Origin of the sequence: Methylobacterium sp. E-041 (assembly GCF_022829665.1) — a bacterium.
Taxonomy (GTDB): Bacteria; Pseudomonadota; Alphaproteobacteria; order Rhizobiales; family Beijerinckiaceae; genus Methylobacterium.
Window position 1 is genome coordinate 1 of record NZ_JAKSYQ010000036.1, and the last position, 21,965, is coordinate 21,965.

Sequence of the window (21,965 nt, forward strand, 5' to 3'; positions counted from 1 at the left end):
CTGGGCCGTCTGCACCTCAATCTGACGCAGCTTGAGCACGACCTGCTCCGCGTTCGTCTTCTGGCCTCGCCGCATGTCCAACTCCTTTGGTCCTGGCTGATCCTCTCAATCAGCCCGGTCCAAAGCCAGCCGGTCAGGCCACGGTGGCGACCGCCGAGCCGCCAGCGGGCAGCGACCGGGCAAAGTGATAGACTACGCGTCGGCGCAACTTCCACCGGGCCATTTGGTGGTCGAGCTGCTCGCCATTGCGCTGATGACATCGGTCAGAACGTCCAGTCCGACTGCAATATCGACAGGGCCGACGATCCCACCCGACCCCAGATCAGCACCGATGTTCGCCACGCAAGTGATCCATGATCATGACAAAAATTTTGGAGGTCGCGCGCCGGAAATGCCTGTCACCAGGTTCACTCGATCGCCGGCCGCTCGTCCTGCAATTTCCGCCGCTGCGTCATCACGGTATCGCGGCGCTCTTCCTGGGGTCAGCTTCAACTTGAGGGCGAGGTACTGCTTCTCGACGACAGCATCCTTGACGAGAACGAGGGACGTTCCATCCGCTGTCGTCGCTGTCCTCCCGCGAGCCGCGGTCATGTCGTCGAAGCGCTCCGAGAGACGGTAGGCCATCGCGACCATGAACGGCTTGCGCAGCGTACGAACGTCTTTGTCCCAAGGGCACAGGTCTGACTTAGCGAATCCCTTAAAGCCGACGTCCATCGCCGATCGGGACAGATCCGTCATATAGGTCGCGATGGTGACGTCGACCGGCAAGCCAAAATACTGGATGCGTCCACTCTCCAGCCAGTGCCGGCAGTTGCAGAACCGGGCGATCGCACAGGCCACCAGGTCGACATCGTGCCGGCGATCCGTGGCTTCTCGCTGTCGACAACGCGCCTGTTTGATCTCGAAATCCGAATAGGTCAGCCCGTAGCGATCCATGAGCTCGCTGACTTTGGCTGCGGCAGCCATCGCTTCGCTCTCGCTGCAGCCGTTCGCGACGGTTTTCGCCATCAGAGCGCGGATCCGTTGCATGGCAGCTAATCTGTTGGCGTTCATCCTAGCCGATCTCCGTAATTGCCTTTTTGGCAATGCCGCTCTCACTCCTCAAGCAGTCTCGTAGTGCTCCCCAAACGGAGAATGGGTTTGTCGGCCCGGCTGCGAGGCATGAAGAGGGAGTAGCCAACGAGATATCCAAGCAATGACGAGCCGATCGACGTCAACCTTTAATTGATGCGGGCCAACTATACGTCACATCGCGGGCTAACTACCCCAATTTGCGGGCGAGCTTGACGCTCGGCACAGCGACAAGCGCCTCGCCACCTGCCGCGGCACCTTCGCGAACGCCCTGAACTTCCAGGGCTTCCCGCACATGCCGGGCAACGATTTCGTCGTGCGCTACGCGCCCGGCGCGGGTCCCGGCCTCGACGGCGGCTCGCTGTTCCGCTGAAAGGACGCCCCATGCGCGACCCGCTCGACGGTGCCGCGGTCGCGGCCGAGGCCCGGCTCTGGCTCGGCACGCCCTACCGGCACCAGGCCTCGCTGATCGGCGTCGGCTGCGACTGCCTCGGCCTGCTGCGCGGCGTCTGGCGCGGCCTTCTGGGCGACGAGCCCGAGGCGCCGCCGCCCTATTCCGGCACCTGGGCGGAATCGGCTGCCCCCGGCACCGACCCGCTGACGGAGGCCGCCGCCCGCCACCTCGTCCCGGTCGCGGCCGACCTCGCGCGCCACGGGCCGGCGCCGGGCGAGGTGCTGCTCTTCGCCTTCCGCGCGCACCTGCCCGCCCGCCACTGCGCCATCACCACGCAGGCCGGGATGATCCACGCCCACGACCGCGCCGCGGTGACGGAGGTGGCCTTCACGCCGTGGTGGCGGCGGCACCTGGTCGGGGTGTTCCGTTTCCCGGGGGCGGGGTGAGGGCGTGGCGCGATCCGTCAGGCGGCGCGCGCCACCTGTAGCTCGACCTGCAGGCCCGCCGCCGCGATCATGGTGACCAGCGATTCGATGGCGAACAGGTCGATGCGCCCGCGCATCAGGTCCGACACCCGCGGCTGGGTGATGCCGAGGATCGCGGCGGCCCGGACCTGCGTCAGCCCTTCGCGCGCGATGTTGTCGCGAAGCGCCATCATGAGCTGCGACCGCAGGCGCATATTCGCGGCCTGGGCCGGCGTATCCTCGATCGCGTCCCAGACGCTCTCGAAGCGGTTTTCGTCGCTCATCGCCCGATCTCCTCGATCAGTTGCGCTTAGCGCCGCTAGGCGACCGCGAGGTCGCCGCGGGCGGTCTTCTGGGTCGTCTTCCGGAAGCAGTGCAGGACGAAGATCGCATCGGCGAGCTTCGCGACGAAGATCACCCGGAACGCCCCATTCGCCTCTCGGATCCTGATTTCCCGGACACCCGGCCCGACCGTCGCCATCGGCTTCCAATCGTCCGGCTCGTAGCCTTGCTGGAGCCGATCGATCTGGTGCCCGCCCGCTTGGCGCGCGTCGCGGGGGAAGCCAGGCAGGTCGTCGAGCGAACCACCGCGAAACACAACCGCCTTCGCACGATCCGCCATGTCGGGGCCTCACGACGCAGAACGATCCCCAAGACTATACAAAAATTTGTATGAGCCGCAATCGCGGCTCGCTCGGTCCCACGGAGCCCGCCATGGCCACGCTGATCCTGTCCACGGCGGGGGCGGCGGTCGGGACCGCGCTCGGCGGGCCGATCGGGAGCGTGGTCGGGCGGGTGGCCGGCGCGGCGGCGGGGGCCGGGCTCGACGGCGCCCTGTTCGGGGCGGGGACGAGCCCGCGCTTCGTCGCCGGGCCGCGGCTGTCGGACGTCGCCGGCCTGTCCTCGACCGAGGGCGATCCGGTGCCGCGCGTCTACGGCCGGGCGAAACTCGGCGGCACCCTGATCTGGGCGACGCGGCCGCTCGAGGTCGCCAACACGGCCGTCGAGCGGGCGTCCTCCCCGGCGAAGGGCGGCGGCGGCCAGAAGACCGTGCGGACGCGCTACGCCTACTTCGCCAACCTCGCGGTCGGCCTGTGCGAGGGCGAGATCGCCCTCGTCCGGCGGATCTGGGCGGACGGGATCGAGCTCGACCGCACCGCGATCACCTGCCGGGTCCATGCCGGCGCGGCCGACCAGGCGCCCGATCCGCTGATCGTCGCCAAGGAGGGCGCCGACGCGCCGGCCTATCGCGGCCTCGCCTACGTGGTGTTCGAGGGGCTGCCCCTGGCCGATTACAGCAACCGCATCCCGCAATTCGCCTTCGAGGTGGTGCGGCCGGTCAACAGCGTCGCGCCGCTGATCCGCGCGGTGAACCTGATCCCCGGCGCGTCCGAGTTCGGCCTCGACCCGATGCCGGTCACGGTCGATCTCGGCCTCGGCCGGACGCGGGCCGCCAACCGGTTCCAGCTCCAGGCGGCGACCGACGTGGTCGCGTCGCTAGACGCGCTGCAGGCGTTGTGCCCGAACCTCGCCCGCATCGCGGTGGTGGTGGCGTGGTTCGGCGACGACCTGCGCGCCGGGCACTGCACGGTCGCGCCCCGCGTCGAGATCCGCGACAAGGCGACCACCGGCGACGGCTGGCTCGTGGCCGGCCTCGACCGCACGCAGGTCGCGCCCGTCTCCGCCGCGCCGGACGGCACGCCGGCCTATGGTGGCACGCCCTCCGATGCCGGCCTCGGCCGCCTGGTGGCGGAGCTGGCCCGGCGCGGCCTCGCGGTGGTGCTCTACCCGTTCGTGATGATGGACGTCGCCGCGGGCAACGCGCTGCCCGATCCCTACGCGCCCGGCAGCGTCGGCCAGCCGGCCTACCCCTGGCGCGGCCGCATCACCTGCGATCCCGCCCCCGGCCAGCCCGGCAGCCCGGACGGGACGGCGGCGGCCGAGGCGCAGGTGCTGGCCTACTTCGCCGGCGCGCAGGGCTATCGCCGGCAGGTGCTGCACTATGCCGACCTCGCGGCCGGCTGGGCGGCCGCCGGCACGCCGCTCTCCGGCTTCGTCCTCGCCAGCGAGCTCGTCGGCCTCACCCGCGTGCGCGGCGCGGGCGAGACCTGCCCGGCGGCAACGGCGCTGATCGACCTCGCCCGAACGGTGCGCCGGAGGCTCGGGCCGTCGGTGAAGCTCGTCTACGCCGCCGACTGGACCGAGTACGGCGCCCAGGTCCGCGACGGCGGCGCCAGCGTGCGCTTCCCCCTCGACGCGCTGTTTTCCGACCCGAGCATCGACGCGGTCGGGATCGACTATTATCCGCCGATCTCGGACTTTCGCGACACGCCCGCGCAGGCCGACCTCGCCGAGACCGACACGATCTACGACCGCGGCTTCCTCAAGGCCCGGCTCGGCGGCGGCGAGGCGTTCGACTGGTACTACGCCGACGACGAGGCCCGCGCCGCGCAGCGCCGCAGCCCGATCACCGACGGCGCCTACGGGAAGCCGTGGACGTTCCGGCCCAAGGACCTCGTCGGCTGGTGGTCGAGCGCGCACGTCGAGCGGGCGGGCGGGGTCGAGACCCGCGCCACGGCCTGGGTGCCGCGCGGGAAGCCGATCTGGCTCACCGAGATCGGCGTGCCGGCGGTCGACAAGGGCACCAACGGACCCAACGTCTTCCCCGACCCGAAATCCTCCGAGAGCGCCTTTCCGCCCGCCTCGCGCGGCCTGCGCGACGAGCTGATCCAGCTGCGCGGCCTGGAGGCGATCCTGTCGCGGTTCGATCCCGCCGCGGCGGGCTTCGCGGCCGCCGACAACCCGCTCTCGCCCGTCTATGGCGGGCCGATGGTCGACCCGGGCGCGGTCTTCGTCTGGGCCTGGGACGCGCGGCCCTACCCGGCCTTTCCCGACCAGGGCTCGATCTGGGCCGATGCCGGCAACTGGCGGGTCGGCCACTGGATCACCGGCCGGATCGAGGGCTGCGACCTCGACCGGCTGATCGAGCGGATCCTGTCCGACCTCGGCGTCGCCGTGCCGATCGCGATCGAGGCCGCCGCCTACCTCGACGGCGCGGTGATCGACCGGCCGCTCTCGGCCCGCGCCGCCCTGGAGCCGCTGGCGCAGCTCTACGGCCTCGACGTGTCGGCGGTCGCCGGCACCCTGCGGCTGCGCGGGCCGCGGCGCGAGGCGGCGGTGATCATCGCCGACGACGACCTCGTGCGCGTCTCCGAGGACGAGGCGCCGCTGCGCCGGGTGCGCGCCGAGGAGAGCGGCCTGCCGCGCTCGATCGAGATCGGCTTCACCGATTCCGAGAACCCGGACTATCGCCGCGCGTCCGCCGCCGCGATCCGGCCGGCCGGCGGCCGGCGGCGCGAGACCCGGATCGAGGCGGCGGTCGTCACCCGGCGCGAGACCGCAGAAAACCTTGCCGAGGCGCTCCTCGACCGGGCCATCGCGGGCCGCGACACCGCCGGCCTGACGCTCAGCCCGCGCCGCCTCGATCTCGAGCCCGGCGACCTGCTGGCGACGCCGGCCGGCCTTCAGCGCATCGTGCGCATCGACGACGGGCCGGCCGGCCGCCGGCTCGAGACCCGCGGCGTGCCGCTGCACGGGCCGGGCACGCGGCCGGCGCGCCACGCGTCGACGACCCGGCCCGTCCGGCCTCCGCTGCTCGCCGGCGCCCCGTTCGCGCTCGCCCTCGACCTGCCCGCCGACCGCGGAACCCCGACCGCGCTGCAGTACCTCGCCGCGACCGCCGAGCCGTGGCCCGGTGCGCTGGCGATCTGGCGCTCGGACGGCGCGGGCGCGCCGCTGGCGCTCCACGGCACCGCCGACTACCCGGCCTGCCTCGGGCGGACGCTGACGGCGCTGCCCCCGGGGCCCCTCTGGCGCCTCGACCGCGCGACGCGCCTCGATGCGACCCTGCGCAACGCCGGCGCGCTCGGCAGCCTCGACCTGCCGGCGATGCTGGCCGGCGGCAACCTGTTCGCGGTGATCGCGCCGGACGGCAGCGTGGAGATGATCGCGGCGCAGGAGGCCGTGCTCGTCGGGCCCGAAACGTTCCGTCTCGGCCGGTTGCTGCGCGGGCTCGCCGGCAGCGAGGCGGCGGCCTCGCGCCCGGCCCCGGCCGGAAGCCTGATCGTGCGCCTCGACGACGGCGCGGTGATTCCCCTCGTCGACCGGCTCGACGAGGCCGGGCGCCGGTTCCGCTACCGGATCGGCCCGGCCTCGCGCGATCCCGGCGACCCGTGCTTCGTCGAGATCTTCGCCGCCGCCGGCCTCGCGGCGCTGGCGCCGTCGAGCCCGGTCCACCTCCGCGCCCGGCGCGAGCCCGGCGGCGTGCGCCTGTCGTGGATCCGCCGGGCGCGCCGCGACGCCGACAGCTGGGACGTCGCGGACATTCCCCTCGACGAGACGGTGGAGGCCTACGCCGTCACCGTCTTCGCCGCCGACGGCCACGGGCTGCGCAGCCTCGCCGCCGCTGGGCCGAGCCTGCTCTACGCCGACGAGGCCGCGGATTTCGGCGGCCCGCAGGCGGTGCTCGACATCGCCGTCGCGCAGGTCGGGGCGGTGTTCGGGCCGGGCCCGGCCACCCGCGCGCGCGTCGCCGTGCGCCGGGGCTGACACCTCGATCCCTCGACGGAGCCCGCCGATGCCGGACACCACGCAGAACCTCGCGCTGCCGCTGATCGCGGCCAACCAGGCGCAGAAGCACGTCACCCACAACGAGGCCCTGGTGCAGCTCGACGCGCTGGTGCAGCTCGCCTGCCTCGACAAGGACCTCGCCGCGCCGCCGGCCGCCCCGGCCGAGGGCGACCGCTACCTTGTCGTCGCGGCCGCGCCCACCGGGGCCTGGGCCGGGCTGTCGGGCCAGGTCGCCTGCTTCCGGGACGGGGTCTGGGTCGGGCTCGCGCCCCGGCCGGGCTGGCTCGCCTTCGTGGCCGACGAGGGCGACCTCTACATCTTCACCGGCAGCGCCTGGACGAGCTTCCGCGCCACCCTGGCGAGCCTCCAGAACCTCGCCCGCCTCGGGATCGGCACGGCGGCCGACGCCGTGAACCGGCTGGCGGTGAAGTCCGAGGCCGCTCTGCTCTCCTGGGACGACGCGACGCCGGGCTCGGGCAGCGTGCGGCTCACCCTCAACAAGCAGGCGGCGGCGCGCGATGCCGGCCTGGCGTTCCAGACCGGGTTCTCGACGCGGGCGCTGCTCGGCACCTTCGGCGCCGACGACGTGGCCCTGAAAGTGAGCCCGGACGGCGCGAGCTTCTCGACCGCGCTCTCGGTCTCGGCGGCGACCGGCCGGCTCGCCCTCGGGCGGATCGCCGGGCCGGTGGAGATCGGCACCCATGCCGGCGCGCTTCCCGACGCGCCGCCCCAGACGGTGCTGCGGGTCTCCGGCGCCGACGGGACGACGCCGCGGCTCGTCCTCGACGGCTACGGCGCCAACGCCGCGGGACACCTCGCCTTCCGGGCCGCGGCCGGGAGCGCCGCCGCGCCGGCTGCCCTGCCGCCGGGTGCCGCGATCGGGCAGCTCTCCGCATACGGCTACGGCGCCTCCGGCTACGCGTCGGCGCCGCGGGTGCAGGTCGCCTTCCTGGCCTCGGAGGCGTGGTCGGACGCGTCGCAGCCGACGCGGATCAGCCTGCGCACCACGCCGGCCGGCACCACGGCCACGGCCGAGGCGTTCGCCGTCGAGGCCAGCGGGGCGGTGCGCCTCGCGCCGCTGGCCGCCGACCCGACGACGGGGCTCGCGCAAGGGCAGCTCTATGCCGACAGCACCGCGACCGCGCTCAAGTGGTACACCGGCACGGGCTGGGCGCGGATCAGCAATTTCGCCAAGGCGGCGGCGACCACGAGCTTCGACAACTACGTCCCGGCCGGCGCCTGGACGAAGGTGCAGTTCAACATCGCCGACAGCAACGACCAGGGCGCGTTCGCGGCCGCGACGAACCGCTTCACCGCCCCCGAGGCCGGCCTCTATCGGGTCTCGGCCATGCTCACCTACAAGCGCAACAACGCGAGCGCGCCAACGGCCTTCGAGGTTCAGCTCTACCGGAACGGCGCCCCCGCCGGGCGCGGCCGCGCCGCCGCGACCGGTGCGCTGGTGGACGGGGTCACCGCCCTGTCGCTTGCCACGACCCTGAAGCTCGCGGCCGGCGACGGCGTCGAGGTCTGGGTGCGGTTCACGGGGGCCGACGGCTACGTGGCCGCGGCCGACGCGTCCTTCGGCGCGCAGCAGCTGGGCTGAGGCCGGGCGCCCGCCGCACCGTCCGCCGTTCCCCGCCCCGGAGATCCCCATGAATCTCACCCCCATCGGCGAGGCGTGCCTCATCGCGCGCGAGGGACGGCGGCTGACGGCCTACCGCGATTCCGTCGGCGTCTGGACCATCGGCGTCGGCCACACCTCCGCGGCGGGGCGCCCCCGCGTCGTCCCCGGCCTCGCGATCACCGCGGCCGAGTGCGACGCGATCTTCGCGCGCGACGTCGCGACCTACGTCGCCGCGGTCCGCGACGGCCTGACGGCGGCGGTCGGGCCGCACGCCTTCGATGCCCTCGTCTCGCTCTGCTACAACATCGGCCCGGCGGCCTTCGCCGGCTCGACCGTCCTGAGACGGATCAACGCCGGCGACGCGGCCGGTGCCGCCGACGCGCTGCTGCTGTGGCGCAAGCCCGCGGCGATCCTGCCCCGCCGCCGCGCCGAGGCCGAGCAGCTCGTCACCGCCTACGCCGTCGCCCTGCCGCGCCCGACCGTGAACGCCGCGCGGCTCCGGATCGCGGCCCCCGTCGCCGCGGTCACGGACCCGGGCGTCGCGACCCCGGTCCTGGTGCCGACCGTGCCGCGGCCGGGTCGGCTCGCGCGGCTGCGGCACCGAATCGAGGCCTGGCTCGCCGCGGCGGCCGCGCCGGCGAAGGCCCGGGCCTGATCCGCCGCGCCCGATCCCAGATCCCGTGCCGGCCGGGTCCAGCCGCGCAACCCCAGCCGAAGGATTCGACCATGTCCCGCTTCTCCGCGGCGCCGGCGCTCGCCGGTGCCCTCTCGATCGGCCTCGCGGCCCCGCCCGCCCTCGCCGCGGCGGGGGGCGCCGTCGTGCTGCCCTGGGGCGACTGGATCGTCGGCTTCGCCACGACGGCGCAGGCGGTGCTGACGCCGCTCCTCGTCGCCCTGGCGACCGGGCTGATTGCTCGGTTCGCGCCGCTGCTCGGCTACGTCCTGTCGAAGTCCGTCGTGGAGGGCATGGTCCGCCGGGTCACCGACTACGCGCTCAACGCGGTGGCCGGCGCCGCCAAGGGGCAGGTGCTCACCGTGCCGGTCGGCTCGGCCGTCATCGCCGCGGCGGTGCAGCGGGCGTCCGACCAGGTGCCGGGCTTCGTTGTGAAGGCCGCCGGAGGCCTGCCCGGCATCGCCGAGAAGGTGTTCCGCCGCCTCGCGTTGGAAGACCGCGCGACCGCCGCCAACACGCTCGCGCCGGCCCTCGCCGCCGCCGGCCTCGCGGCGCGATAGCGCCGGAGCGACGGCCCCGTCCGCGGCCGGGACGCCCGCGCGGGTGCTCGAACGACACGCTGGCATCCGCGGAGGGACGGCATGGACGCGACACCACGAAGCCCGGCGGAGCGCGACCCCGCCTGCCGCCGGGCGGCCCTCGCGGCGATCGGCGAGGGCGTCGGCCGGGTGCTGCCGCCCCCCGACGACGGCCTCGGCGAGACCCTGATCCGCCGCGCCTACGCCGAGCGTGCCGCGACCGAGCCGGACGAGGACCGGCTGGTCGTCCGGTTCGGCACCGAGTGGCGCAGCTTCATCCGGCACCAGACGCCGGACCGCCTCGCCGCCCTCGACGCGGTGATCGACGACCGGATCGAGCGGCGGGCGCTGGCCCGGTACTACCGGCGGATGAAGCATGCGGCGGTCGCCGTCGCCGTCACGGCCTTCGCGCTGGCGCAGTTCGGGATCGACCGGCTGCCGCTCGTCCGCCAGATCTGGCGGCTGTTCCGGGGAGATCTGCGATGAGCGCCGCCCTCGACCGCTGGCTCACCCGGCTCTACCACGCGGTCGGCGGGAGCCTGTTCCTGGCGCTGTGCGCCTTCGTCTCCTACACCGCCGGCGACTGGCACGGGCCCTACCGCGTCCGCTCGACGGACCTGCTGACGCCCGAGGTCGCGCCCGGCGGCGCCCTGCGCCAGACGCGGGTGATCGCCTACGGCGCCGAATGCGCGCTGCACGTCACGCGCCGCCTGCAGAGCCTCGGCGCCGACGGGCGCCGGGTGATGCTCCCCGAGATCGCCTTCGATGCGCCGCCCTGGGACCGCGACGGCCGGCCCCAGACCATCGAGACCGAGATCCAGGCCGACTTCCCCTGCGGCCCCGCGATCCTGGTTGAGAGCCCGTCGGCCGCCTACAACTGGCTTCAGCGCACCGTCTTCCGCCAGCGCCAGCCGGACGCGATCACCCCGTTCCGGGTGACCTGCGGCGGGGTCACAGGTCCAGCATTCCGGGCGACGGCGCGTGCACCGTGAAGGCCGCCCCCTCGTGAATCCAGCTGCCGCCGGCCTGGGCCTTCTCGAAGGCCGCCGTCTCGGCGGTGCCGGCCGTGTAGTGGTGCTCGCCGGTCGCGGTGTCGAGGAAGCGCTGCACCGTCAGCGCGTCTGCGCCGGCCAGCGCCGGGTCGGCATAGGCCTGGAACGCCACGCCCTCGTCGTGGAAGCTCGGCATCATCGCGTCGATGTGGTCGCGCTCCGTGGGGCTCGCCGTATAGAAGTGCTCGCCCGTCCGCGTATCGACGAAGCGGAAGACGTCCACCGTGTCCGCGCTCGCGGCGGGCGCCATCCAGGCCACGCCCTCCGCGGTGTAGGACGGCAGGTTCTGCGCGACGTAGGCCCGTTCGCTCGCGCTCGTCGTGTAGAGGTCGTCGCCGGTGCTCGCGTCGCGGAAGTGGAAGGTGTCGCTCGGCGCCGCCGCGGTCGGCGCGCTCGCATAGGCCCGGATGTAATCGATCGTCATCTGCGCCGACGCCGCGTCCGGGTCGCCGGCCCAGGCCCCGCCGACGGCGAGGTTGGCGATCAGGTACATCGGCTTGTTGAGATCGGCCGGCGTGGCGGCCTGGAAGGTCGGGTGCCCGTCGTAGTACCAGGTGATGGTGTCGGGCTCCCAGTCGACGCCGTAGGTGTGGAAGCCCGACGTCATGTCCGGCACGGCGACGTTCGCCTCGTCCAGGTAATGCGTCGCGTCGACCCGCTGGCTGCCCGAGACCTGGCTGTGGACGGTGTTGCGCAGGGTGTTCGGGTCGCCGCCGACCATCTCCATCACGTCGAGCTCCGGCGGCCAGCTCCCGTCCGCGGGCAGCATCCAGAACGCCGGCCACATGCCGTGGGCCGCGGGGAGCTGCGCGCGGATCTCGAAGTAGCCGTAGGTCTGGCTGAAGCTGTGGTAGGTGTTGATCATCCCCGACGTGTAGGTCTGCCCCTCGATCGAACCCTGGATGTCGGGGGCGGCCGGCGCGGCGGAGATCGTCAGCGCGCCGTCGGAGACCTGGAACGGGTCGGGCAGGCCGGCCGTGCCGCCCGCGGCGCCGTCCGCTCCGGCGACGTAATATTGCAATTCATCGTTGTATGGCATCGTCCCGGTCGCGCGGACCTTCGTCGACCATTGCGGCGCCCCGACCGTGTCGAGGCCCGTCGTGCCGTTCCACGGCGTGAACGCGTCGAACTCCTCGGCGAAGGTCAGCGTCGCGGTCTGCGACAGGTGGTTCGGATCGATCGCCATGACGGGTCCCGCCTCACGCGGGCGGCCGAGGCCGCCGCGCATGATGAATACAACCGAGAGTAGAATAATCGGTTTACAAACTTGGTTCCGCGGTGCGCTGGGTCGTTTGCGGTCTTCGGCCGCCGCTTCGGGCGCCATCTGCGTCTTCGTTGGGCGGGTTCGCGTATAAACTACCGACGGCCTCGGCGTTCGACAGTCGTCGCGCATGGCCTCTTCGTCGCCGATCCTCGCTCCGTCCGGCGGCGGCCGGACGCGCATCCCCGTGGATCGCACGGGGCGCGATGGAACCGCTGCGGTTCTCGGCCGTAACGCTTCGCAGCCTCCCACGGACCTTCGATGAGACCCGCCGCCGCCCGAGCCACCCTCCGCCCGCACGGCCCCGGCCATGGGTCCGCGGCCGGCGGCATTCAGGGCGCATTCAGTGCCTCGGGCCGACAGTCCCTCCCCATGCGCTACCCCCTCGCCCTCGCAGCGATCTGCCTGACCGCCGCGGCCCTTGCGGCGGGCGGCCTCGGCATATCGGCGGAGGAGACCCGCGAGGCGGCCCCGGCCGTCGCCGCGCCCGGCCCGCCGCAGCTGCGGGTCGAGGAGTGCCTGTCGCCCGCCGACATGCGCGAGGAGGTGTCCGAGCGCCGGGTGATCGCGCCGGTGACGGCGATCAAGGCCGCGCGCACGGTGATCCCGCGGGCCGAGATCCAGCGGGCGAGCCTGTGCCGCCACGCCGACGGCCTCGTCTACATGCTGACCGCCTTGCGTCGGGACGGCCACTTCGTGCACGTGATGGTCGACGCCAAGACCGGCCAGGTGGCGGGCCAGTACTGACGGCCGGGAAGGCCGTCGCTCGAGGGAGGGTGATCCGTGCGTCTGCTCGTGGTCGAGGATGACCGGGACATCAACCGGCAGGTGGTCAGCGCGCTGGAGGAGGCGGGCTACGTCGCCGACAAGGCCTTCGACGGCGAGGAGGGCGGCTACCTCGGCGAGAGCGAGCCCTACGACGCGATCATCCTCGACATGGGGCTGCCCAAGGCCGACGGCGTCAGCGTCCTGCAGAAGTGGCGCCGCGCCGGGATCAAGACCCCCGTCATCATCCTCACCGCGCGCGACCGCTGGTCCGACAAGGTCGACGGGTTCGATGCCGGCGCCGACGACTACGTCACCAAGCCGTTCCACATGGAGGAGCTGATGGCGCGCGTCCGCGCGCTGCTCCGCCGCGCCGCCGGCCACGCCACCAGCCAGATCGCCTGCGGCCCCGTCACCCTCGACACCCGCTCGGGGCGGGTGTTCGTCGACGGCAACCCGATCAAGCTGACGAGCCACGAATACCGGCTGCTCTCCTACCTGATGCACCACACCGGCCGCGTCGTCTCCCGCGCCGAGCTGACCGAGCATCTCTACGACCAGGATTTCGACCGCGATTCGAACACCATCGAGGTGTTCGTCGGCCGCCTGCGGAAGAAGCTCGCGGTGGACCTGATCCAGACGGTGCGCGGGCTGGGCTACCTGGTCGACCCGAGCCAGCCGCCGGCACGGGTGTGACGGAGCGGGCTACGACCGAGCGCGACCGTCATGTCGGCTCGAGGGGAAGCCTTCCCGCCGAGCCGGATCACGGTATCCCACCCGGCGGTCGATCCCGCCGCCCGTGCCGCAGCATGCGCCACCCATGAACGCCGTCCTCAGCCTGTTCTCGCTCCGCCGTCGCTCGATCGCCGTGCGGCTCGCCGTCTCGGCGCTGCTCGCCAGCTCCGCGATCCTGCTGATCGCCGCCTGGATCCTGACGACGCTGTATCGCGAGACCACCGAGCGGGCCTTCGACAGCCGGCTGCTGGTCTTCGCCAACAACCTCGCCACCGACCTCGTCACCCCGAGCGACACCGAGAGCCGGGCCTTCACGCTCGGCGACCCGCGCTTCGACCTGCCGCTGTCGGGCTGGTACTGGCAGGTCGGCAAGCCCGACGCCCGGCCGCGGGACCTGCGCACCTCGCGCTCCCTGGTCGGCGTGCCCCTGAAGCCCGCCACCGATCCCGACGGCAAGGCGGGGGTCGGGCAGATCCGCCAGGGCTACGGGCGGGCGCAGGACGACCGGCTGCTCCGCATCATCGAGCGCGACGTCGACCTCGGCGAGGACGGGCGCTACACCGTGCGCGTCGCCGGCCCCGCCGACGAGATCGTCAACGACGTCGAGCGCTTCCGCAATTCCCTGTTCATGACCTTCGGCCTGCTCGGCCTGTCGCTCGCGCTGACGACCCTGCTGCAGATCCGCTTCGGCCTGGCGCCGCTGAAGAAGATGCGCGCGGCCTTGGGCGCGATCCGGCGCGGCGAGGCCGACCGGATCACCGGCACCTATCCGCGCGACATCGCCCCGCTCACCGGCGAGGTGAACCTCCTGATCGAGACCAACCGCGAGATCCTGGAGCGCGCCCGCACCCAGGTCGGCAACCTCGCCCACGCGCTCAAGACGCCGCTCTCGATCATCGTCAACGAGGTCGGCGCCTCCGACGCCCCGGCCGACCTCGCCGAGAAGATCCGCGAGCAGGCGGCGGTGATGCGCGACCAGGTGAACTACCACCTCGACCGGGCGCGCGCCGCCGCGCTCGCGGGCACGCTCGGGACCTCGACCGACGTCGAGCCGGCGCTCGCCGGCCTGGTGCGGACCTTCGGGAAGATCTATCGCGACAAGGACATCGCCTACGAGGTCCATGTGCCGCCGGGCCTGCGCTTCCGCGGCGAGCGCCAGGATTTCGAGGAGATGGTCGGCAACCTCGTCGACAACGCCTCGAAATGGGCGGCCGGCCGCGTCGCGATCCGGGCCGAGGCGGTGGATGCCCACGATTATCCCCACCTTCTCGTGGCGATCGAGGACGACGGCCCCGGCCTGCCGGAGGAGGCGCGCTCGGCGGTGCTCGGGCGCGGGCGGCGGATGGACGAATCGAAGCCCGGCTCCGGCCTCGGCCTCTCGATCGTCGCCGACCTCGCCACGCTCTATCGCGGCCGCTTCCGCCTCGAGCAGGCGGCGCTCGGCGGCCTGCGCGCCGTGCTCGAGGTGCCGGGCGACGTGCCCAAGGGTGCCGCCGGGCATTGAGCCCTGCGGCCGTGGCGGCGGCCACCCCCGCCCCGTCGCTCTCGTCCCGTCGCCCTTGCCCTGTTTGCTCTCGTCCCGTCCGCCCTTGTCATCGCGAAAAACTTGCGTGACACCGTGACGCCGAGGGCGGGCATCGTGCCGCTCGTGCCCGCTCTCTACCATCAGCGGCACGGCCATTCGGCTCCAGCGGGGGCCGTCTTATCAATCGAAGGGATGGAGCGGCCGCGGCCTCGCCTTGCGCGAACCGGGACCGCTTCGAAGGTGCGATGACGGCGATCTGGTTCATTCTGGCGGGCATGACCGCCGCGGCCGTCCTGGCCCTGCTCTGGCCGATGTCGCGCCGCGTCGCCATCGTCCCCGATGCGGCCGGCACCGTCACCGAGACGGCGTTCTACGAGGACCAGCTCGCCGAGATCGAGCGCGACCTCGATCGTGGGCTGATCGCCCCGGCGGAGGCGGAATCCGCCCGCACCGAGGCCGCCCGCCGGCTCCTGCGCGCGAGCCGCGCGCCGGGCCCCGGAGAGGCGAGCGTGGCCGAGCCGCGCCTGCGCCAGCGCCGCGCGGCCTCGGCCTTCGCGCTCTCGACGATCCCCCTGGTCGCCCTGCTCGCCTACGGCCTCTACGGCTCGCCCGACCTGCCGGCCCAGACGCCGGCCGACCGCCAGGCGGTGCAGTCGGGCGCGCAGGACCTGATGAAGGCCGTCGGCCAGATCGAGGCGCGGCTGGCCGCCGACCCGAACGACGCGCGGGGCTGGGCCGTGCTGGCGCCGGTCTACATGCGGCTCGGGCGGTTCGAGGATGCCGCGCGGGCCTACGCGGCGATCGTCCGGATCAAGGGCGAGACCGCCGAATCCCTGTCCGACTGGGGCGAGGCGATGGTGGCGGCCGGCAACGGCATCGTGCCCGAGGAGGCCAAGGCCGCCCTCACCCGCGCCCTCGCCCTCGACCCGAAGGCGCCCAAGCCCCGCTTCTACCTCGCCCGTGCCGCCGAGCAGAACGGCGACACGGCCGAAGCGATCCGCCAGCTCACCGCCCTGAACGACACGAGCCCGGCCGACGCGCCCTGGCTCGGGCTGGTGCGCGAGAACCTGGCGCGGCTCAAGGGCGAGCCCGCACCGCAATTGTCCGAGACGCCGTCGAAATCCGCCCCCGGGCTGCCGCCCGAGCAGCGCGCCGCGATCCAGGGCATGGTCGACGGCCTCGACGAGCGGCTCGCAGCCAAGGGCGGCAGCGCCGACGAGTGGCTGCGGCTCGCCCGCTCCCGCGGCGTGCTCGGCGAGCCCGAGCGGGCGCAGGCGGTGCTGGAACGCGCCCGCGTCGCGCTGAAGTCCGATCCCGCGGCGCTCGCGAGCCTGGAAGCGGGTGCGCGCGACCTCGGCCTGTCCGGCAGGCCGGCCGACGGCATGGCGCGCGATGGGCGCAGCGCCGCGCCTCCGGCCGCCCTGAACGCCACGACACCCGAATCCCGCGCCGAGACCGAATCGGCGGCCGCCGCGGTGTCGGCGATGCCGCCGGCCGAGCGCGACGCCGCGATCCGCGGCATGGTCGCCGGCCTCGATCGCCGGCTAGCGGCCAAGGGCGGCAGCGTCGACGAGTGGCAGCGCCTGGTGCGCTCCTACAGCGCCCTCGGCGATCCCGAGCAGGCCGGCAAGGTCCTGAGCCGCGCGCGGATGGCGCTCGCCGCCGACCCGGGCGCGGCCGAGAAGCTCGACACCCTGGCCAAGGAGCTCGGCCTTCCGGTCCGCCCCTGACGATCTGTCCCGGCACGGGCGACTTGACCCGGGACGCGTCGCGTCCGACATCCGAGGGACAAGAATGAGGACGGTCCCGCACCGGGCCGACCTCCGTGAGGTCGGCACCGGGGCCGGACCAACCCGCCGGGGACGGACCCACTCGTGACGCGCAAGAGCCGCCGCCTGATCCTGATCGCCGCCTGCGGCGCCGTCCTGGCGCTCGCCGTCGGGCTCATCCTGTCGGCGATGAGCGGCTCGATCGTGTTCTTCCGCTCCCCCAGCGAGGTGGCGGCACAGGGCGTCGGGCCGGGCACGCGCTTCCGCCTCGGCGGCCTGGTCAAGGACGGCTCGCTCCAGCGCGGGCCGAACCAGACGGTGGACTTCGCCGTGACCGACACCAACGCCACCGTCCAGGTCCAGTATACCGGCCTTCTGCCCGACCTGTTCCGCGAGGGGCAGGGCGTGGTCGCCGAGGGGACGCTCGAGCCGGGCGGCATCTTCCGCGCCGACACCGTGCTGGCCAAGCACGACGAATCCTACATGCCGCGCGAGGTCGCCGACGCGCTCAAGGCGCAGGGGCGCTGGCAGGAGGGCGGCAAGGACGGCAAGGGCTCCGTGAGAATGGACCCGCCGAAGGCCGCCGACGCCGCGCCCCCGAACCTCGGACCGCGCACCGAGCGCTGAAACCGATGTCCGAACGCCGAAAACCGATGTCATTGACTCGAGGAACCGCCGCTTGATCGTCGAGGTCGGACATTTCGCGTTGGCGCTCGCGCTGGCGCTCTCCCTGGTCCAGTCGGTGATGCCGATCTGGGCCGCCCGCTCGGGCGACGCCGCCCTGCGGCAGGTGGCGACGCCGGCCGCGCTCGGCGCCTTCGCCTGCGTGCTGTTCGCGTTCGCCGCGCTGACCTACGCCCACGCCACGTCCGACTTCTCGGTCCAGAACGTGGTCGAGAACTCGCACACGACGAAGCCGTTCATCTACAAGCTCTCCGGCGTCTGGGGGAACCACGAGGGCTCGATGCTCCTCTGGATCCTGATCCTCACCCTGTTCGGCGCGATGGTGTCGGTGGCGCGGGACTCGGTGCCGCCGGTGCTGCGGGCCAACACCCTGGCGGTGCAGGGTTTCATCACCTTCGTCTTCGTGCTGTTCGTGATCACCACCTCGAACCCGTTCACGCGGGCGGTGCCGGCGCCGGTGGAGGGCAACGACCTCAACCCGCTGCTGCAGGATTTCGGCCTCGCGGTGCATCCGCCGCTGCTCTACGTCGGCTATGTCGGCTTCTCGATCACCTTCGCCTTCGCCATCGCCGCGCTGATCGACGGGCGCATCGACGCCGTCTGGGCCCGCGCCGTGCGCCCGTGGACGCTGACCGCCTGGAGCTTCCTGACGCTCGGCATCGCGATGGGCAGCTACTGGGCCTATTACGAGCTCGGCTGGGGCGGCTGGTGGTTCTGGGACCCGGTCGAGAACGCCTCGCTGATGCCGTGGATCGCCGGCACGGCGCTCCTGCACTCGACCGTGGTGATGGAGAAGCGCGACGCGCTGAAGGTCTGGACGGTCCTGCTCGCGATCCTCACCTTCTCGCTCTCGCTGCTCGGCACCTTCATCGTGCGCTCGGGCGTGCTCACCTCGGTGCATTCCTTCGCCACCGACCCGACCCGCGGCATCTTCATCCTCGCGATCCTGATCCTGTTCATCGGCGGCTCGCTGACGCTGTTCGCGTGGCGCGCCCCGATGCTGCGGCAGGGCGGCCTGTTCGCGCCGATCTCGCGCGAGGGCGCGCTGGTGATGAACAACCTGTTCCTGGTGGCCGCCTGCGCCACCGTGCTGGTCGGCACGCTCTACCCGCTGCTGCTCGAGATGCTGACGGCGGAGAAGATCTCGGTCGGGCCGCCGTTCTTCAACTACACCTTCGTGCCGCTGGCGATCCCGCTGCTGCTGATCGTGCCGTTCGGGCAGACGCTGGCCTGGAAGCGCGGCGACGCGCTCGCCGCCTCGCAGCGCCTGTTCGCCGCGCTGGGCCTCGCCCTGGCGATCGGCCTCGGCACCCTGGCCTGGACCTGGGGCGGCCCGGCGATGGCACCCGTCGGCGTGGGACTGGGCGCCTACCTCATCGTCGGCTCCGTCCTGGAGATCGTCTCGCGGGCCCGCGGATACGGCAGCAGCCGCACCCGCGCGGTCGGCGTGGTCTGGCGCCGGGCGCTCGGCCTGCCGCGCTCGGCCTGGGGCACGGCCATCGCCCATGCCGGCGTCGGCGTGGTGGTGCTCGGCATTGCGGCGCAGGGCTGGGCCACCGAGGGCCTCGCCACCCTGAAGCCCGGCCAGACGCTGGCCACCGGCCCCTACGTCGCGACGCTCGATCGCGTCGCGCCGCGCCCCGGCCCGAACTACGAGGAGGTCGCGGCCTTCCTCACCATCCGCAACAAGGCCGGCGACGAGATCGGCCGGGTCGACACCGGCAAGCGCTTCTACCCGAGCCGCAAGATGACGGTGACGGAATCGGGCCTGCTCACCCGCGGCGTGAGCCAGGTCTATGCCAGCCTGGGCGAGATCGCGCCCGACGGCAGCATCGGCCTGAGGCTGTACTACAAGCCGCTGGTGCTGCTGATCTGGCTCGGCGCTGTGGTGATGGCCCTCGGCGGCGGCCTGTCGCTGACCGACCGGCGCATGCGCGTCGGGGCGCCCGCCCGCGCCAAGCTCAAGCCGGTTCCCCCGCACGCGGTCCCGGCCGAATGAGCCCCGCGCGCGCGCTCCGCCGCGTCCTGCTCGCCGGCCTCGTGCTCGGGGGGGCGACCGCGGCCCAAGCCGTGCAGCCGGACGAGGTGCTGAAGGACCCCGCCCTCGAGCATCGCGCGCGGGACATCTCGTCGGGCCTGCGCTGCCTGGTTTGCCAGAACCAGTCGATCGACGATTCGGATGCGCCGCTGGCCAAGGATCTGCGGCTGATCGTGCGCGAGCGGCTCAAGGCCGGCGACACCAACCAGGGCGTCGAGAATTACGTGGTGAACCGCTACGGCGAGTTCGTGCTGCTGCGCCCGGTCCTGGCCCTGCATACCGTCCTGCTGTGGCTGACGCCGCTGCTCGCGGTGCTGCTCGGCGGCTTCGGCATCTGGCGCCTGTCGCGCCGGAAGGCGCCGGCGCCGGAGCGCGGCCTGTCCGCCGCCGAGGAGGCCGACGTCGCGGCGCTGCTCCGCCGGGAGTGATCCGCGCGCCGTGGCGTTTCCCGGACGTCCGGCGCATGATGCGCGCCGGCGGATTCGAGACGACGCGTCCGAAACGGCACGAGTCTTGGATCCGCCTTTCGCGAGAAGAACCCGCGAAGGGGAACGCGCATGGCCACGGCGACTCTCACCATCTCGAGCCGGAACTACTCGTCGTGGTCGCTTCGCGGCTGGCTGATCTGCAAGATGGCCGGTCTCGACTTCGAGACCGAGGTGCTGCCCGGCGGCGACGAGACCTCCCGCGCCGAGCTCCTCCACCTGTCGCCCTCGTTCCTCGTGCCCCGCCTGCACCACGAGGGCATCGTGGTGTGGGACACGCTGGCGATCGCGCAATACCTCAACGAGACCTTCCCCGAAGCCGGCTTCCTGCCGAAGGACGCCGCCGCGCGGGCGCATTGCCGCTCGATCAGCGGCGAGATGCATGGCGGGTTCATCAACCTGCGCTCGGCCCTGCCGATGAACCTGAAGGCCTTCCACCCGCGCTTCCGGGTGTTCAACGGCGCCAGGGGCGACATCGAGCGCATCGTCACGATCTTCGACGATTGCCTCGCCCGCTACGAGGGCCCGTTCCTGTTCGGCGAGCGCCCGACGCTGGCCGACGCGATGTACGCCCCGGTCTGCACCCGCTTCCGCACCTACGACGTGACCCTGCCGCCGCGCGCCACCGCCTACCGCGACGCGATCCTGCACTGGCCGCTGATGGTCGAGTGGGCGGAGGCCGCCGCCGAGGAGCCGGAGGAGATCGAAGAGCTCGACATGGAGTTCTGAGGACGGGCTTCTTCCCTCCCCCGCAGAGGGGGGAGGGGAGGTCGCGCGCGAACCTGCCGAAGTGCCTACCCCTTCGGCCAGGCCCGGATGTCGACGAAGCGGCCGGCCACCGCCGCCGCCGCGGCCATGGCCGGGGAGACGAGGTGGGTGCGGCCGCGATGGCCCTGGCGGCCCTCGAAGTTGCGGTTCGAGGTCGAGGCGCAGCGCTCGTTCGGGCTGAGGCGGTCGGCGTTCATGCCGAGGCACATCGAGCAGCCCGGCTCGCGCCAGTCGAAGCCGGCGGCCTTCAGCACCGCGTCGATCCCCTCGGCCTCGGCCTGCGCCTTCACCAGCCCGGAGCCCGGCACCACCATCGCCGAGACGCCGGCGTGGACCTTCTGGCCCGCGACCATCTTGGCGACGATGCGCAGGTCCTCGATCCGGCCGTTGGTGCAGGAGCCGATGAACACCCGGTCGAGGGTGATGTCGGTGATCTTGGTGCCCGGCGTCAGCCCCATGTAGGACAGCGCCTTCTCCTTCGAGGCGCGCTTGTTCTCGTCGAGGATCGTCGCCGGATCGGGCACCGAGCCCAGCACCGAGATCACGTCCTCGGGGCTCGTGCCCCAACTCACGATCGGCGGCAGGCTCGCGGCGTCGAGCCGGACCTCGCGATCGAAATGCGCGCCCTCGTCGCTGACGAGGCTCTCCCAATAGGCGCGGGCCCGTGCGAAGGCCTCGCCCTTCGGCGCCATCGGCCGGCCCTCGCAATAGGCGTAGGTCGTGGCGTCGGGCGCGACGAGGCCGGCGCGCGCGCCGCCCTCGATCGACATGTTGCAGATCGTCATCCGGCCTTCCATCGACAGCGCGCGGATCGCCTCGCCCGCATATTCGATGACGTGGCCGGTGCCGCCGGCGGTGCCGATCTCGCCGATGATCGCGAGCACGATGTCCTTGGCGCTCACGCCGGCCGGCAGCGCGCCGTCGACGGTGACGCGCATGTTCTTGGCTTTCTTCTGCAGCAGCGTCTGCGTGGCGAGCACGTGCTCGACCTCCGAGGTGCCGATGCCGTGGGCCAGCGCCCCGAACGCGCCGTGCGTCGAGGTGTGGCTGTCGCCGCAGACGATGGTCTGGCCGGGCAGGGTGAAGCCCTGCTCGGGGCCGATGATGTGGACGATGCCCTGGCGGCGATCGAGCGCGTCGTAGAACTCGATGCCGAAATCCTGGACGTTCTGCGCCAGCGCCTCGAGCTGGATCCGGCTCTCCGGGTCCTCGATGCCCTTGGAGCGGTCCGAGGTCTGGACGTTGTGGTCGACCACCGCCAGCGTCTTCTCCGGGGCGCGCACCGTGCGGCCGGCCACGCGCAGGCCCTCGAAGGCCTGCGGGCTCGTGACCTCGTGGACGAGGTGCCGGTCGATGTAGAGCAGCGTCGAGCCGTCGGCCTCGACGTCGACGACGTGGTCGTCCCAGATCTTGTCGTAGAGGGTGCGCGGGCTCGTCATGGCTCTGGTCG

General features: G+C 72.7%; 21 protein-coding genes and 1 pseudogene. 17 read left to right on the forward strand and 5 right to left on the reverse strand.

Annotated features, from left to right (window positions below; genetic code table 11):
- Positions 1-357: hypothetical protein (locus MKK70_RS01860; protein ID WP_243945570.1), on the forward strand; the 357-nt coding region annotated here is incomplete at its 5' end.
- Here MKK70_RS01860 and MKK70_RS01865 read toward each other — a convergent pair.
- The gene (locus tag MKK70_RS01865) at positions 358-1,053 is read right to left on the reverse strand and encodes a DUF2786 domain-containing protein (protein WP_243945571.1); all 696 of its coding nucleotides are present in this window, start codon (positions 1,051-1,053) and stop codon (positions 358-360) included.
- 247 nt (positions 1,054-1,300) lie between these two features.
- On the opposite strand from MKK70_RS01865, the pseudogene MKK70_RS01870 reads away from it, so the two are divergent.
- Together MKK70_RS01870 and MKK70_RS01875 are read left to right on the forward strand one after the other, a co-directional pair.
- Positions 1,301-1,444: pseudogene (locus MKK70_RS01870) on the forward strand (phage BR0599 family protein); the annotation flags it as partial.
- Between the two features lie 11 nt (positions 1,445-1,455).
- Positions 1,456-1,911: a peptidase P60 gene (locus MKK70_RS01875; protein ID WP_243945572.1), complete on the forward strand. Its 456-nt coding sequence runs from the start codon at positions 1,456-1,458 to the stop codon at positions 1,909-1,911.
- A 17-nt stretch (positions 1,912-1,928) separates the two neighbouring features.
- Here the strand turns inward: MKK70_RS01875 and MKK70_RS01880 are convergent, their stop codons facing one another.
- Both MKK70_RS01880 and MKK70_RS01885 read right to left on the reverse strand, forming a co-directional pair.
- Entirely contained in the window at positions 1,929-2,213 is a 285-nt protein-coding gene (locus tag MKK70_RS01880; RefSeq protein WP_243945573.1) for a helix-turn-helix domain-containing protein, read from the reverse strand.
- Between the two features lie 35 nt (positions 2,214-2,248).
- Complete coding sequence (locus MKK70_RS01885; protein ID WP_243945575.1) at positions 2,249-2,551, reverse strand: type II toxin-antitoxin system RelE/ParE family toxin; 303 nt, start codon at positions 2,549-2,551, stop codon at positions 2,249-2,251.
- A 92-nt stretch (positions 2,552-2,643) separates the two neighbouring features.
- On the opposite strand from MKK70_RS01885, the gene MKK70_RS01890 reads away from it, so the two are divergent.
- The 6 genes from MKK70_RS01890 (at position 2,644) to MKK70_RS01915 (ending at position 10,425) form a co-directional block, all read left to right on the forward strand.
- Complete coding sequence (locus MKK70_RS01890) at positions 2,644-6,537, forward strand: glycoside hydrolase/phage tail family protein (protein WP_243945577.1); 3,894 nt, start codon at positions 2,644-2,646, stop codon at positions 6,535-6,537.
- Between the two features lie 28 nt (positions 6,538-6,565).
- A complete protein-coding gene (locus MKK70_RS01895; protein ID WP_243937279.1) occupies positions 6,566-8,161 on the forward strand; it encodes a DUF2793 domain-containing protein in 1,596 nt (531 codons plus the stop codon).
- Between the two features lie 49 nt (positions 8,162-8,210).
- A complete protein-coding gene (locus tag MKK70_RS01900; protein ID WP_243945578.1) occupies positions 8,211-8,837 on the forward strand; it encodes a lysozyme in 627 nt (208 codons plus the stop codon).
- Between the two features lie 71 nt (positions 8,838-8,908).
- Positions 8,909-9,415, forward strand: a complete 507-nt coding sequence (locus tag MKK70_RS01905; RefSeq protein ID WP_147844812.1) for a hypothetical protein — start codon at positions 8,909-8,911, stop codon at positions 9,413-9,415.
- A gap of 81 nt (positions 9,416-9,496) precedes the next feature.
- A complete protein-coding gene (locus MKK70_RS01910) occupies positions 9,497-9,919 on the forward strand; it encodes a hypothetical protein (protein ID WP_243937274.1) in 423 nt (140 codons plus the stop codon).
- On the forward strand, positions 9,916-10,425 hold the full coding sequence (locus MKK70_RS01915; protein WP_243945580.1) for a hypothetical protein: 510 nt from the start codon (positions 9,916-9,918) through the stop codon (positions 10,423-10,425). Before MKK70_RS01910 ends, MKK70_RS01915 begins: the two co-directional genes overlap by 4 nt.
- Here the strand turns inward: MKK70_RS01915 and MKK70_RS01920 are convergent.
- On the reverse strand, positions 10,385-11,671 hold the full coding sequence (locus tag MKK70_RS01920; protein WP_243945582.1) for a family 16 glycosylhydrolase: 1,287 nt from the start codon (positions 11,669-11,671) through the stop codon (positions 10,385-10,387). The genes MKK70_RS01915 and MKK70_RS01920 overlap by 41 nt on opposite strands.
- A gap of 447 nt (positions 11,672-12,118) precedes the next feature.
- On the opposite strand from MKK70_RS01920, the gene MKK70_RS01925 reads away from it, so the two are divergent.
- The 8 genes from MKK70_RS01925 (at position 12,119) to MKK70_RS01960 (ending at position 20,476) form a co-directional block, all read left to right on the forward strand.
- Complete coding sequence (locus MKK70_RS01925; protein WP_147844218.1) at positions 12,119-12,493, forward strand: PepSY domain-containing protein; 375 nt, start codon at positions 12,119-12,121, stop codon at positions 12,491-12,493.
- Positions 12,494-12,529: 36 nt separating this feature from the next.
- Positions 12,530-13,207, forward strand: coding sequence for a response regulator transcription factor (locus tag MKK70_RS01930; RefSeq protein WP_147729507.1), 678 nt, complete (start codon positions 12,530-12,532; stop codon positions 13,205-13,207).
- Positions 13,208-13,331: 124 nt separating this feature from the next.
- Complete coding sequence (locus tag MKK70_RS01935) at positions 13,332-14,750, forward strand: sensor histidine kinase (RefSeq protein WP_147729508.1); 1,419 nt, start codon at positions 13,332-13,334, stop codon at positions 14,748-14,750.
- Between the two features lie 266 nt (positions 14,751-15,016).
- Positions 15,017-16,501, forward strand: a complete 1,485-nt coding sequence (gene ccmI, locus MKK70_RS01940; protein ID WP_243945583.1) for a c-type cytochrome biogenesis protein CcmI — start codon at positions 15,017-15,019, stop codon at positions 16,499-16,501.
- 144 nt (positions 16,502-16,645) lie between these two features.
- On the forward strand, positions 16,646-17,167 hold the full coding sequence (gene ccmE / locus MKK70_RS01945; RefSeq protein ID WP_147729140.1) for a cytochrome c maturation protein CcmE: 522 nt from the start codon (positions 16,646-16,648) through the stop codon (positions 17,165-17,167).
- A 52-nt stretch (positions 17,168-17,219) separates the two neighbouring features.
- On the forward strand, positions 17,220-19,223 hold the full coding sequence (locus MKK70_RS01950; protein WP_147842916.1) for a heme lyase CcmF/NrfE family subunit: 2,004 nt from the start codon (positions 17,220-17,222) through the stop codon (positions 19,221-19,223).
- On the forward strand, positions 19,220-19,690 hold the full coding sequence (locus MKK70_RS01955; RefSeq protein ID WP_243945585.1) for a cytochrome c-type biogenesis protein: 471 nt from the start codon (positions 19,220-19,222) through the stop codon (positions 19,688-19,690). The genes MKK70_RS01950 and MKK70_RS01955 overlap by 4 nt, the downstream gene beginning before the upstream one ends.
- A 129-nt stretch (positions 19,691-19,819) precedes the next feature.
- Positions 19,820-20,476, forward strand: coding sequence for a glutathione S-transferase family protein (locus MKK70_RS01960; protein ID WP_147728451.1), 657 nt, complete (start codon positions 19,820-19,822; stop codon positions 20,474-20,476).
- Positions 20,477-20,541: 65 nt separating this feature from the next.
- Here the strand turns inward: MKK70_RS01960 and leuC are convergent, their stop codons facing one another.
- A complete protein-coding gene (gene leuC / locus MKK70_RS01965) occupies positions 20,542-21,954 on the reverse strand; it encodes a 3-isopropylmalate dehydratase large subunit (RefSeq protein ID WP_147728450.1) in 1,413 nt (470 codons plus the stop codon).
- Positions 21,955-21,965: the final 11 nt, after the last annotated feature.

Coding starts and splice junctions, on each gene's coding strand:
- MKK70_RS01865 (WP_243945571.1), bottom strand. CDS start 1,053: ATGAACGCCAACAGATTAGCTGCCATGCAACGGATCCGCGCTCTGATG.
- MKK70_RS01875 (WP_243945572.1), top strand. CDS start 1,456: ATGCGCGACCCGCTCGACGGTGCCGCGGTCGCGGCCGAGGCCCGGCTC.
- MKK70_RS01880 (WP_243945573.1), bottom strand. CDS start 2,213: ATGAGCGACGAAAACCGCTTCGAGAGCGTCTGGGACGCGATCGAGGAT.
- MKK70_RS01885 (WP_243945575.1), bottom strand. CDS start 2,551: ATGGCGGATCGTGCGAAGGCGGTTGTGTTTCGCGGTGGTTCGCTCGAC.
- MKK70_RS01890 (WP_243945577.1), top strand. CDS start 2,644: ATGGCCACGCTGATCCTGTCCACGGCGGGGGCGGCGGTCGGGACCGCG.
- MKK70_RS01895 (WP_243937279.1), top strand. CDS start 6,566: ATGCCGGACACCACGCAGAACCTCGCGCTGCCGCTGATCGCGGCCAAC.
- MKK70_RS01900 (WP_243945578.1), top strand. CDS start 8,211: ATGAATCTCACCCCCATCGGCGAGGCGTGCCTCATCGCGCGCGAGGGA.
- MKK70_RS01905 (WP_147844812.1), top strand. CDS start 8,909: ATGTCCCGCTTCTCCGCGGCGCCGGCGCTCGCCGGTGCCCTCTCGATC.
- MKK70_RS01910 (WP_243937274.1), top strand. CDS start 9,497: ATGGACGCGACACCACGAAGCCCGGCGGAGCGCGACCCCGCCTGCCGC.
- MKK70_RS01915 (WP_243945580.1), top strand. CDS start 9,916: ATGAGCGCCGCCCTCGACCGCTGGCTCACCCGGCTCTACCACGCGGTC.
- MKK70_RS01920 (WP_243945582.1), bottom strand. CDS start 11,671: ATGGCGATCGATCCGAACCACCTGTCGCAGACCGCGACGCTGACCTTC.
- MKK70_RS01925 (WP_147844218.1), top strand. CDS start 12,119: ATGCGCTACCCCCTCGCCCTCGCAGCGATCTGCCTGACCGCCGCGGCC.
- MKK70_RS01935 (WP_147729508.1), top strand. CDS start 13,332: ATGAACGCCGTCCTCAGCCTGTTCTCGCTCCGCCGTCGCTCGATCGCC.
- ccmI (WP_243945583.1), top strand. CDS start 15,017: ATGACGGCGATCTGGTTCATTCTGGCGGGCATGACCGCCGCGGCCGTC.
- MKK70_RS01955 (WP_243945585.1), top strand. CDS start 19,220: ATGAGCCCCGCGCGCGCGCTCCGCCGCGTCCTGCTCGCCGGCCTCGTG.
- MKK70_RS01960 (WP_147728451.1), top strand. CDS start 19,820: ATGGCCACGGCGACTCTCACCATCTCGAGCCGGAACTACTCGTCGTGG.
- leuC (WP_147728450.1), bottom strand. CDS start 21,954: ATGACGAGCCCGCGCACCCTCTACGACAAGATCTGGGACGACCACGTC.